We start from the raw sequence: 12,302 nt of genomic DNA, 5'->3' as shown, positions 1-12,302 counted from the left end.
TCAGTCGACGGGGATCATGCCGCCGCTCTGCCGCTGCCAGAGGGCGTGGTAGCGGCCACGGCGGTCGAGAAGCTCGCGGTGTGAGCCCTGTTCCACAATGCCGCCGCCGGCCAGGACGATGATGCGGTCCATGTTCAGCAGCGTCGACAGCCGGTGCGCCACGGCGATCACCGTCTTGCCGCGCCAGAGCTCCTCCAGAGCGTGCTGGACGAGCACCTCACTCTCGCTGTCCAGGGCGCTTGTCGCCTCGTCGAGAACGAGCATGGGTTTGTCGTCGAGGAAGGCGCGGGCGATCGCGATCCGCTGCCGCTGTCCGGTCGACAGCTTGATGCCGCGCTCACCGACGACGGTGTCGTAGCCCTCCGGCGCCTGGCTGATGAAACCGTGCGCGTGGGCCCGTCGCGCCGCCGACTCGACCTGCTCCTGCGTGGCCGCGGCGGCCGTCCCATAGGTGATGTTGTCCCGGATGGACCGGTGGAACAGCGTGGTGTCCTGCGGGACGTAGGAGATTCCCGCGGCGAGCGCGTAATTCGACGTGGGGCGGCCGTCCAACCGGACGATGTCCGCCGGCAGCGGGTAATAGCCGAGCAGCAGCTTGACGAGCGTCGTCTTGCCGCTTCCGCTGCGGCCAACGACGCCGATCTTCTCGCCCGGCTCGATCGTCAGATCGACGCCGGCGAGCACCGGCCTGCCGTCGTTCTCGGGATAGGCGAACGACAGCCCGCGGAACTCCAACCGCCCCGGCGTGTCCGGCACGGCCGCCGAGGGCGTCCCTGTCAGCGCGGCCGGCCGGTCCGCGGTGACGGGTCGGCCGGCGAAGAGGTAGCGGTAGGCCTCCTCGACCCGCGCCAGGCGGAGATTCAGCTCCGCGATCTCCCAGACCGTGCCCCAGATGAAGTCCGAGAACATCACCAGCACCGACAGGAACGTCGTGAACTGCGCCAGACTCAGCTCGCCCGTCAGGTACAGGTGGAGGTTGAGCAGGATCGAGACCGGCCAGACCAGATAGCGCACCACGAGGGACATCGAGGTCCAGAACACGATGGTCCAGAAGTACGAGCTGCGGGCGGCCGCGATGACGGCGCGGCGGCGTCGGATCACCTGCTCGTACTCGGCCGCCTCCTGCCGGAACGACTTCACGCTGACGAAGTTCGCGATGACGTCGATCACGTACCCGTCCATCTCGGAGACCTCGTCCGCGAGACGCTTCTCCGCCCGCGACGAGCGGCTCACGGTATGCCGGCCGACCGCCATCATGAGCAGCACGGCCACCAGGAAGGTGAGCCCCGAGTAGACGTTGATGGAAAACATGATTATGACGATTGACGGCACTCGGATAACCTGCTCCACATAGGTGAAGCAGGTGGTTTCCAGGATCTCCCGGAACTCGCGTCCCAACGATGCGATGTAGCTACTGATCTTGCCGGTGAACTTTCCGACGAAATACGGGTAGCGCTCGTTGATGACGCTGCGGAAGAGAATGTTCTCGTACTCGTAGCCCCGATCGTTCAGCAGGCGGAGGTACGCGAGCTCGCCGGTTCGCCAGGTCAGGTCGTGGAGGATGTTGCAGCCGATGAGGATGGCCGCGTACCGGTACACCCCGTCGGTGGACTCCGTCGCACGGGCCAGAGCCTGGACGAACCTCCCGATGAAGACAGGCAGGATCGCAAGCGCCGCGTTCGAGACCGCGAAACAGGCGACCACTACCAGCAGGGAGCGTTTGAAGGTGCCGACGAAATCCAGGTAGGAACGCAGGCCCGCGTGCCGGCCCGGCTCGCCCCGTGCGGCACTCCCGATATCGCCGGTCGAGGACTCGGAGGGTTGTATTCGTTGCCAGGGAATGTCGTCGCCCGCAGCGTCCACCCGGGAATCATGACAGGCCCGGGGCGCTATCCGCATCCCATTTTACGGCCGCGGCCCCGCCGAGGCCGCAGACCCTCCCGGATCCCAGCGCACCGGATCGTTTCGGGTCGGTCGGGTCGGGTCGGGTCGCTGCAGGGTCCGGAACCGGAGTGGATCGGGTGGGGCGGTGGGGCGGCCCCGCCCCGGAGGACCACACGCCCCAACGACTCGCCCCCACCGACGCCCCGGGCGACGTGGCACGGGCACGGGCACGGGCACGGGCACGGGCACCCGACCGCAATCGACGGTCACGGTCATCCGCCCGGACCGGACGTTCTCACCGCTTCCCCAACGGACGCCACACCCTGCCGCGGGTGGCCGGCGGCGACGGCCGAAAACGATGGCTTTCGCCGTTCGACCGGGCGATTCAGCCCCACCCCGGCGGGTTCACGCCCTTCTGTAGCGTAATGAGCGGAGCATTCCCGGTGGCGGCCGGCCGCGGCCGCCGAACATCCCGCAGGGAAAGGTGCGTCGCATGCCTCGCGGACGCTGGTTCGGCCTGGCGGCCGTGGTGGTTCTCGCCGCGGTGACGGCCGCATGTTCCACCAGCGAGGGCTCCGCCTCCGCGCAGGCCCGCTCCGCGGCGCTCGCCCGGGAGGTGGCGGGCCCCGTGGGCCCGCCGGACGCCGCGCGCCTGCCGCTGCTGTTCGTTCACGGCAGCCTCGGCTCGGGGGACCAGTTCGAGTCGCAGGCGCAGCGGTTCGCCAGCAACGGATATCCGGCCGACCGGATATCCGCCTTCGACTACGACGCGTCGTCCTGGGGCAGTCCCTTGGATAAGGTCTTTCCGCAGCTTGACACGGCGATCCAGGACCTGCTCCGGGCGACCGGGGCGAAGAAGGTCGATCTGGTCGGGCAGGCGGAGGGCGCCGAACTCACCGAGCGGTACCTGGCCAGCTCCGCATCGCGGGCGGACCGGGTCGCGCATCTGATCAGCGTGGAGGGCTCCCTGGCGAGCGGACCGCCCAGGGGAGTGCCGATGCTCACCGTCTGGGGCACCGGAGATCCCACCCGCCGGGTGCCCGGAGCGCGCAATGTCCGCTTCCCCGACCAGGAGCGCAACCGCCTGCTGACGTCGACGGGCACCTTCCGGGAGATGTTCCGCTTCCTCACCGGGACCGAGCCGTTCACCACCGACGTCGTCGCGGAGAAGGGGAAGATCGAGATCTCCGGCCGCGCGCTGCTCTTTCCCGTGAACACCGGCGTCACCAAGGCCCGCCTGGAGGTCTACCAACTCGACCCGAAGACGGGTAAGCGCCTACCGAAGGGGCTTGGGGGCCTTTTCACCCTGGCCGCCGACGGCTCCTGGGGCCCGTTCCGGGCGGACGGCACCGCCACCTACGAGTTCGCCGTCGTCCGGTCCGGGGAACCCGTCCACCATTTCTACTACCAGCCCTTTCACCGCAGTGATCGACTCGTCCGCCTCCTGACCAGCCGGCCGGGCCAGGAGATCGGCGGTGGTATGAAGACCGACCCGAAACAGACCGATCTCGTCGTGAGCCGCGGCCTGGAATGGTGGGGCGACCAGGGTCGGGACAGCGACATCCTCGCCGTCGACGGGACGAATGTCCTGAGCCCGGCGGTGGCCCCGCGGTCCAAACAGGCCCTCGCCGTGTACCTCTTCGATCGTGATGCCGACGGTGTCTCCGACGTCATGGCCCCGATCCCCGACTATTTCGGGATCGGCTTCATCACCGGTGCGGATCTGCACATCCCGGCGGGTGACCGCTCGGTCGAGGTCACGGTGACCCCTCGAGGGCAGGCGGCGCACCGTACGGTGCTGCGGGTACCCGCCTGGCCGTCCGACACCGACCGCGTCACGCTGCACTTCCGCGACGACGACTGAGCTGAGGGACGACGGCTAAGGGACGACGGCCGAGGCAGCGACGACCGCGAGATGACGGCCGAGTCGGCGACGGCCTACGCGGCGACGGCCGAGCGGCGTGGGCCCGCGGCCCGACCGCAGCTCACGCCAGCGCCCGCCGAATGCCGTCTGCGGCGGCCGCGTAGCCCGCTCGGAACGCCTCCCGCTCGCCCGCCGTCATCCAGCGCGCCGCCACCAGTCCAGCCGGCTCGGCGCCGAGCGCGGCCTCCACGACCGTCGGCGGCCGGCCCGGCGGCGGATCGCCGCCGGGCCCCCGGCCGTACACCAGCACCACGTCGACGTCGCCGTAGGCAGCGATGAAGACCAGGCCGGCCGGCAGCCGGCCGACGGCACGGAACGCCTCCGCCGGATCGGACCCCGCGCGCAGCGCGACCGCCCAGCGGTCCAGCCCCCATGGCGTGACGGAGGCCCGGCGGGCCTCCTCCCGGTCCGCCGCCGGCTGGGCGGCGCTCGCGTCCTGTGCTCCGGCCGCCGCCGTCCCCGCCTGGCCGGCTGGGGGTAGCGCCGCCGATCCGGGGGGTCCGGCCGGACCGGCGGCGGATCGGTGACCCTGCTTGGGCAGGGCAGGGTCACCTGTCCACCGGGTCGGAGGGGGCATCGCGGTGACGGCGGACTGCCGTTCGTGGACGAAGAAGCGCACCGGCGCCACCTCGTACTCCGGCCAGCCCTGCTCAGCCGCGAAGTCGTCCGCCGCCGACGCGGAGACGAAGGTGATCACTACATCGGCGACCTGCCGGTTGCCGCCGGGGGCGAACCGGACGACGCCGTAGGCGACCGCAGGTCGATCATGATCTCTCCTCGGCTCCGTCACGATCGGCACCGCCCTTCCGGACCTACACCCCCTGCGCCCACACTCCCTGCGCCGCCGCCCGACCGGCCGACGCTGGTGGCCGCCACCGACGCTGGTGGCGGCCACCAGCGTCGGTGGCCGTCGGTCCGCCCCTTCCATCCGGGCCGGCGGTGACCAACCGGCCCGCCGGGTGCGCCGGCCCCGCCCGGCGGAGGTCGCGGCTCGACGCGGGGCGGGGCCGGCCTGCATCCAGGGTGGCCCGAGCCGGGGTGGCCGGGAAACGTCAGTCAGGCATGCTCTTCTCGTATGGGCTCGGCTGGTCCGAACCGGACCACGGCCGGATCCGCACCGCTGCGTGCCCCCCGCACCGGCGATGCATGGACAACCTCGCCGCCTCCCCCAGACGGGGCAGGAGCGGCTGACCCGGCCGGGCGGGATCCGAGCGACCGGAAGGTCGCCTACCAGATCCGCCGCGGTGCCGCCGGCCCATCCGACCCGACCGGATGTCGGATCCACGACAACCTCGCGGTCGCGGCAAGTGCCGGCAAACTATGCCGGTTTGGCATAGCGTCGTCATCCTGACGTCTCAGCCGCAGCCTGACGCATCGGACTTTCCACCGTCCCGGCAGGGCGATCGACGCAGGTCGGAGCCCGACGGAAGGCCGGTCGATGTCCTACGAATCCGGTCCCTACCGGGTCTCCCGCACCCTGCTCGCCCGGTCCGACTTCCGGATCGCGTGCGAGACCCGGGACTTCCGGATGGCCTTCCGGCTGATGAAGAAGTACGACGGCGCGAGCCAGAACCGCATCGCGTCTCCAGTCGAGGGTCTCAGCCAGAGCCGGGTCAGCCGGATCATGCAGGGCGAGGATCACATCGCCCGGCTCTCCCTGATCGAGCGCATCGCCGACGCGCTGCGCATCCCGGGCGCCTATTTCCAGCTCGCCGCGCGCCCGTGGGAGGCGGCGGACGAGGGGGGTGACGTCGCCCCCCGTCCGCCGGGCGCCCGGCCGACCGAGTCCGGCGGCCGCGTGGGCCCGCCGCCACCGGGATCGTTGGCGGCGATCACGGCGGCCGAGCCGGTCGGGGCCTCCCGGGCCACTCGGGCCGGCCCCGACCCGGGTGGGCTCGTCGTCGAGGAGGATCGCGCCGAGCTGCGGTACGAGGACGGCATGTACGTCGCCCATCAGCGCCGGCTCGTGCTCAACACCGGCGTCGAACCGGTGACCCGCTACCTGATGCGGATCTCTGTCGACCGGTTTCCCGGGGACCAGGAACGCGCCGCCCGGCTCTACCGCAGCAATCCGCTGCGCTGGGAGGAACTACAGCTCAGCGCACACTGCGGCGACGAGCAGATGTCCTGGCAGGTCAAGACCGACTGGGATGCGCTGAAGGAGGTCTGGCTGCTGTTCGAGAACAATCGCGGCCGATTCCCCCTGTATCCGGGCGAATCAGCATGGATCGAGTACAGCTACCGGGTCAGCGAGGAGAAGTGGGGCCCGTGGTTCCAGCGGGCCGTCCGGGTACCGACCAGCTTCCTGTCGGTCGTGCTGGACTTCCCCGCCGAGGTCGATCCCGTGGTCTGGGGCATGGAGACGTCGATGACCGCGGACGCCTTCCCGTTCCGCACGGCGATTGCCCGCACGGATGATGCCAAAAGGCGTGTCTTCACCTGGTCCACCAATAATCCCGCCTTGCACGCCCGGTACCGCCTGGAATGGAACTTTCGGGCGGGGGCGCCGAACCGGGATCCCGCCGACCGAACCGTTGCCCGGCCCAGCGGGCAGATGGCCGCGGCGGGCATCGTCCAGGTGGGCGATCCCTCGCTCCACCAGCCGGCCCGATCGTTCGAGCTGCCCGTCGAGGCCGAGGACGCCCGCCGCGTCGTCGCCGAGCTGTCCTCGGCCATGGAGCGGGTGTCCGCGCTGCACACGTTCGGGAAGGGGATGGGCATCGCCGCGCCCCAGATCGGGATCAACCGGGCGGCGGCCATCGTGCGTTCCGCGGATGGCGACATCCTCACCCTGCTCAACCCGCGCGTCATCGAGTCCGTCCCCGAGAGCGACGAACAGTACGAGGGGTGCCTGAGCTTCTTCGACGTCCGCGGGATCGTCCCGCGGTCCCTGGAGCTGCACGTGGAGCACACCGACATCTCGGGCCGCCGGCACATCACGGTGTACCGGCAGGGCCTGGCCCGCCTGGTCGCCCACGAGATCGACCACCTGCACGGGCACCTCTACACCGACCGGATGCGCCCCGGGGTCATGCCGATCCCCGTCGAGCAGTACCGCGGCACCGGTTCGGCCTGGACCTACACCCCCTGAAGCCCCGCAGCCACCCTCGGGACCCGCAGCCACTCCCTGAGATCCGCCCCCGCCGGCAGAACGGTCCCGCCTCCAGCCCGCCGGTCCCGCCGACCGGCGCTGCGGTCCCGCCGGCGCTGCGGTCCCGCCGACCCGCCGGTCGCACCCGCCGGTCGCGCCGTCCAGCCGAGCGCCGGCCACTGACACTGCCGGCCGCCCTGCCGGACACATCCCCTTTATGCAGGACGACCCGCTGAGTGCCGTATAGTTCGGAAAAGCGCCGGAAGAGCCGTTCCCCGCGGAGCAGCAGCGAAATTTTTCTCGACTCCGTTAGCGGCACCGTCGACGCGGGTAGAGAACGCGCCCTGCCACGCCCGGGAGAGAACCGGCCACGGACCGCGAAGGGTTTATGGTCAGCGTGGCCGACCAGCCGCAAAACAGGCGTTCCCCGGAGCTCCGAAGGCCGTTAGAATCGGGCGCGCACGCGGGCGCGAAACCGCAAAAAAAAGATCAATGGAAGACGTTAGAACGTACTGTGCCTATCCTCACGTACCCTTGATTTCCCGGGGTCACGCTCAGCTATGTTCGTCGCCATGCCGTCAACTGATGGCAGACGTCGGGTGGCACGCCGAATCCTGCCCCCACCCGATGAGAATCAAACCTGAGGCAGGGACGGGGGAACCAATTCCGGGCGCCGAGGTCAGGCGTCCTAGGGGTGAAGCCGCGAACCGCGGCCGGGCATTCCCAGCCCGAACCCGACAGCTCACCTCGCAGGCGTGGGGAAGGGCAACTCAATGTCCAACGCTCGTTCGCTCGGTCGGGGCCTCAACCGGATCAAGCTCGGCACCCGGGCCGCAGTCATCGCCACCACTCTCGCCGCCTCCGTCGGCGGCGGCCTCGCGCTGTCCCAGCCGGCCAGCGCGGGGACCAACGCCGACCACTTCCTGCGCGCCGTGATTCCCTGCGAATCCGGCGGCAACCCGCACGCGGTCAACTCCATCGGAGCCGGCGGCCTGTTCCAGTTCCTGCCCAGCACCTGGCACGGTCTGGGCGGCAAGGGTCTGCCGCAGCACGCCAGCGTCGGGGAGCAGTGGCAGCGCGCGCGGCAGCTCTACGCGCAGGCCGGCACCAGCCCCTGGTACGCGTCGAAGCCCTGCTGGGGTCACCGGATCTGAGGCCCCGATACACCGCGCCGACATCCGCACTCGGCCGACTCTGATCCGCACATGATCGATCGGATCGTGCTCGACAGATCGTGAGCCGTAGCCGGCGCGAGGCGACGCGACCCAGCACGGGTCAGGAGCCCCGTCCCCCGAGCGGGGGGCGGGGCTCCGTCACGTCCCCGGACCGGCCGCCGGCCACATCCCCGCCTGCGGTCGCGGCCCGGACGGCACCCCCGCGGGCGGCCAGCGCAGCTCCATGCAGAGTTGCCCGTCGTCGACGTCGACGATCATGTCGATGGCCCGACCCGACGGTGCCGGCGGCAACTGGCCCGCCGGCCAGGAACACGACAGGAACAGGCTGGCCGTACGCGACTGCGCAGTGACGGTGAGCAGGACCCGGCGACTCGGCATCACCCGCAGCGCGTGGTGCAACTGCTCGACGAACTCGCCGCGCACCGAGGCGGGAAGCTGGTCGAGGCCACCGGAGATCTGGCTGGACACGACCGTGCCATGCCGTTCGGCGGCGTCGATGGCCTCCCCGATCGCGCTGTGGACGGCGTCGTCGTCGAACAGCAGCCGCCGCACGGCGACCGCGCGCCGGGCACATTCCGAGCGCACGACGGCGGCCTGCGGGTCGAGCCGGCCCGCGGCGACGCCGGCCAGCAGCGGCGCCACGTCCCGTTCGACGGCCCGCAGCAGCACTCTGCGACGCTCGCGCACCCGGTCCCGGTTCTCGGCTCGCCGGCCCAGCTCCCGCTCGCAGTGACTGGCCCAGGCGCGGACATCGGCCGTGCTCCACAGCAACGGACCGACCATGACCAGGCAGATCTGCATGATCCACAAGTAGTAGAGCAACAGGAGAAGGTGGGACAGCGCGAACGGGCCCCGCGGGTTGGTCAGCAGGCTCGCCGCGATCATGGCGGCGCCGACGGTGACCGACGCGAGCACCCATCGCCACACCGGGCGGGACACCGTCACCAGCATCAACAACGGCGGCAGGCTGACCATCGGCCACGCCATCATCCGCACCTCGCCGGCGTCGTCGCCGGCGTTCCACCCGCCCCCCACCACGATCGCCAGACAGAGCAACACCACGGCGGCCGCCTCCGCCTGCGTCAACGGCCCGGACCGGAAGCGTCGCCGGGCCGCGGCGACCGCGGCGAGCGGCGCGAGCAGCAAGGCGAGCGCCAGCGGGACCGAACGGACATGGGGCAGGGCACGGCCGGCGGGCAGAACCAGCAGGATCAGCCAGAGTGCGGCGAACCGACTGGTCACGTGACGTAGCTGCGCGGTGTAGAGGGCATGCAGCAAGCCGGCCGCGGGCGCCACCGTCGCCCAGGGGTCCGGACGTGCGGCCCCGCCGCGCGCCTCGCCGGCCGGCACGGATTCGACCAGCAGGTCGCCGGCCGCGCCCTCGTCGAGCGTCGGTCCGCGCGCCACCGCCAGGATCTCGCCGGCCGCCGGCCGGTGCCCCGGGCCGCCCCGGCGCGGCGGCTCGCGCTCACCGACCAGCTCGTCAAGGGCCGTCGCGCCGTCGGCACAGCGGCGGCGGGTGAGATGTCCGTCGTCGCCGCCGCCCCAGGCGATGCCGGTGAGGGTGTTGAGCACCGCGTTGTGGATCGTCAGCTCATGTTCCCGCTGCTCGCGCAGCAGGGTGAGCACGTCGTCCTCACCGGCGCGCCGCTCGGCCACCTCGGCCAGCCGCGCCTGCGCCCCACCCGCGAGCGCGCGCACCTGCGGCCGGACGTACCGGACGAGCAGGGCCGTGCAGATGATCGTGGCCAGCGGCATCGGGGACGGCGGCCCGGTGCCGGACGCCCCGGCCACGAAGGCGCCGACCGTCAGCGCCGTCACGGCCAGGAACGGGCCGGCGGGGAAGGCCCAGGCGGCCACCGCCGTCGCGTGCGTCGCCGCGAGCAGCACGAACGAGGCAGAGTCTCCGACCGATTCGGGCGGCAGCCACAGGCGCGCCCCCGAGGCCAGGACGAGCGCGGCGACCACGTTGCCGGCCGCCAGCACCCACCCGATGCCGCGATGCAGCGCGACCAGGGCGAACGTCAGCGACCAGGCGGCGGCCAGCGCCGCGACCAGCAGGCCGAGCGGATGGCTCGCGTACCAGTCGTGCCACAGCAGCACGAACCCGACGCCGAAGAGCGCCGCGTACAGCCGCGACGCCGCGAAGACCGCGGCCAGCACCAGCCGCAGCGCGACGGTGGGCAGCAGAGTCAGCCGCGGCTGCGGTTCGGGCAGGAGGAAACGCGGCAGCGCGAACAGCCGCGCCGACGGTTCCCGCCTGCCCCGCACCGTCGTCCGTTCCCCCGAGATGGCCCGACGCCCAAGTAGGGCATGAGGCTACAAGGGCGCCGCGACGGGCTCAGCGTTCCGCCGCGCAAGACTCGGCTGCGTCACCTTTCGTCCGTCACCGGCCGTCCCGTCACCGGCCGTCCCGTCACCTGCCGGAGTGCGCCGCCGGAGTGCTCAGGCGCCGCGGCGGCGGCGGGCGATCTCGGCCAGCGCGATGCCGGCGGCGACCCCGGCGTTGAGGGACTCGACCGCCCCGGCCATCGGGATGCGGACCGTCACGTCGCAGCGCTGCTCGACCAGTCGGGACAGCCCGCGCCCCTCGGACCCGATCACCAGGACGACCGGATCGGTGGCCATCTCCAGCTCGTCGATCGTCGTGTCGGCGTCCGCGGCCAGACCGACGACGAACAGGCCGGCCTCGGCGTAGGACACGAGGGTCCTGGCGAGGTTGGTGGCCCGGGCGACCGGCAGCCGGGCGGCGGCACCCGCCGACGTCTTCCAGGCGGCGGCGGTCATCCCGGCGGCGCGGCGCTCGGGTACCAGGACGCCGTGGGCGCCGAAGGCCGCCGCGGAGCGCACCACGGCACCGAGATTGCGGGGATCGGTGACGCCGTCGAGCGCGACGACCAGACCGGGAGCCGCGGCGCGCGCCCGGGCGAGCAGGTCGTCGGGATGGGTGTAGCGGAACGGCGGGACCGCCAGGGCGAGCCCCTGATGCGGCGCCGTGCCGCACATGCGGTCGAGGTCCGGGCGAGCGACGTCGACCACCGCGATCCCCGCCCGAGCGGCAAGGCGGCGGGCGTCGGCGAGCCGCTCGTCGAAGTCCAGCCCGCCGGCGACGTAGAGGCTCGACGCCGGCACCCCGGCCCGCAGGGCCTCGACCACCGCGTTGCGGCCGACGACCAGCTCGTCGGCTTCGGCGCGCCGCGAGCGCGGCCCTCCTTGCCCTCCCTGCCCTGCCTGGCCCGCCTGGGCGGCGTCAGCGGAGCCGGGCCGACCGGCGGCGCCCCGCCCGCGCTCCCCCCCCTGCGCGGCCCTGGCCGCGGTGGCCGCCCGGCGCTGCGCGGGATGGCCGGGACGCAGGTGGGCGGGCGGGGTCGCGCCCCGGCCCTCCAGGGCCTTGCGGCCCTGGCCGCCGCTGCCGGTGCCGGCTCCCTTGCGATGCGAACCCACCTTGCCGGCCCGGCCGCCCTGCCCGCCCCGGGCGATCCCGCCGCCGCCCCGGCGCGCGGCGCCGGCCATCAGTGCCACCGACCGGCGTGCGCCGCGGAAATGACCATGTGACCACGGTATACGGCCGGCGCCGGGGACGCGGCCGGCGTCGGCCACGGCCGGGACCGGCCGGTCCCGGGCGCCCGCCGACCAGCCAGGGGCCCCCGGCCGGGGGTCCGGCGGGCCCGAACCCGGCCGCCTGCCGTGACATGGTCCTTCGGGGCTGCCCGGCGCCCTATCCTGAGGCGGCAGTCCCACGCCGGTGACCTGGGTGGTCCCGGCCGCCCTCGGCCAGGTCAGGAGGGTTCGGTGCGCGTCGTTCGCCACGCGTCGTCACGCGGTCGCGGACCGTGGCTCGAGCGCGGACCGTGGCTCGGGCGCGGACCGTGCTGAGCTCCGGTGAGTTGCGGGCCGAAGACGGGCCGGGACCGGCCGGCCATGCCGACGCCCCGGCACCGGCATGGCCGCCACCATCGTCGACCCTCGCCCCTTACGCTCTCTTAAGGTTGCGCGTCGACGGAGGGGGATGCGCCGGGACCTGGCCCGCCCACGGCGATCTACGTCATCGACGGGCCCTGGGGGAACCTGGGAGAATACGTCCCCATGACTCCACGATGACCAGCTCGACGCGTGTGACCAGTTCGTCCGGTCGCCGGCCGTGCGCCTCCGGCGTCGCGGAGCGACGGCGGCGAGCTCCGATGACCGGACCAGCAGGGGCAGGAGGCACCCAGCACATGGCTCTGCG

The 12,302-nt window shown here is 72.3% G+C and carries 7 protein-coding genes and 1 riboswitch; of the genes, 3 read left to right on the top strand and 4 right to left on the bottom strand.

The window, feature by feature from the left end; all coding sequences use genetic code 11:
* Positions 1-1,863, bottom strand: a complete 1,863-nt coding sequence (locus tag AC5R91_RS21615) for an ABC transporter ATP-binding protein (RefSeq protein WP_495393142.1) — start codon at positions 1,861-1,863, stop codon at positions 1-3.
* Between the two features lie 514 nt (positions 1,864-2,377).
* Between AC5R91_RS21615 and AC5R91_RS21610 the strand changes: the two genes are divergently transcribed.
* Positions 2,378-3,748: a lipase gene (locus AC5R91_RS21610; RefSeq protein WP_495393141.1), complete on the top strand. Its 1,371-nt coding sequence runs from the start codon at positions 2,378-2,380 to the stop codon at positions 3,746-3,748.
* Between the two features lie 121 nt (positions 3,749-3,869).
* Here the strand turns inward: AC5R91_RS21610 and AC5R91_RS21605 are convergent, their stop codons facing one another.
* A complete protein-coding gene (locus AC5R91_RS21605; RefSeq protein WP_495393140.1) occupies positions 3,870-4,598 on the bottom strand; it encodes a hypothetical protein in 729 nt (242 codons plus the stop codon).
* Positions 4,599-5,246: 648 nt separating this feature from the next.
* On the opposite strand from AC5R91_RS21605, the gene AC5R91_RS21600 reads away from it, so the two are divergent.
* Both AC5R91_RS21600 and AC5R91_RS21595 read left to right on the top strand, forming a co-directional pair.
* Entirely contained in the window at positions 5,247-6,899 is a 1,653-nt protein-coding gene (locus AC5R91_RS21600) for a peptide deformylase (protein ID WP_495393139.1), read from the top strand.
* 595 nt (positions 6,900-7,494) lie between these two features.
* A riboswitch (cyclic di-AMP (ydaO/yuaA leader) is annotated at positions 7,495-7,670 on the top strand.
* Between the two features lie 2 nt (positions 7,671-7,672).
* Complete coding sequence (locus tag AC5R91_RS21595; RefSeq protein WP_495393138.1) at positions 7,673-8,053, top strand: transglycosylase family protein; 381 nt, start codon at positions 7,673-7,675, stop codon at positions 8,051-8,053.
* A 159-nt stretch (positions 8,054-8,212) separates the two neighbouring features.
* Here the strand turns inward: AC5R91_RS21595 and AC5R91_RS21590 are convergent, their stop codons facing one another.
* Positions 8,213-10,345, bottom strand: a complete 2,133-nt coding sequence (locus tag AC5R91_RS21590; RefSeq protein ID WP_495393136.1) for a hypothetical protein — start codon at positions 10,343-10,345, stop codon at positions 8,213-8,215.
* A gap of 174 nt (positions 10,346-10,519) precedes the next feature.
* Positions 10,520-11,587, bottom strand: coding sequence for a 23S rRNA (guanosine(2251)-2'-O)-methyltransferase RlmB (gene rlmB, locus AC5R91_RS21585; protein ID WP_495393135.1), 1,068 nt, complete (start codon positions 11,585-11,587; stop codon positions 10,520-10,522).
* Between the last annotated feature and the right edge of the window lie 715 nt (positions 11,588-12,302).

The sequence above is a fragment of the Frankia sp. BMG5.60 genome (genome assembly GCF_059428125.1).
Note: the sequence above shows the minus strand (reverse complement) of the source record. Positions and strands in the feature narration are given on the sequence as shown.

Coding starts and splice junctions, on each gene's coding strand:
- rlmB (WP_495393135.1), bottom strand. CDS start 11,587: ATGGCCGGCGCCGCGCGCCGGGGCGGCGGCGGGATCGCCCGGGGCGGG.
- AC5R91_RS21595 (WP_495393138.1), top strand. CDS start 7,673: ATGTCCAACGCTCGTTCGCTCGGTCGGGGCCTCAACCGGATCAAGCTC.
- AC5R91_RS21610 (WP_495393141.1), top strand. CDS start 2,378: ATGCCTCGCGGACGCTGGTTCGGCCTGGCGGCCGTGGTGGTTCTCGCC.
- AC5R91_RS21600 (WP_495393139.1), top strand. CDS start 5,247: ATGTCCTACGAATCCGGTCCCTACCGGGTCTCCCGCACCCTGCTCGCC.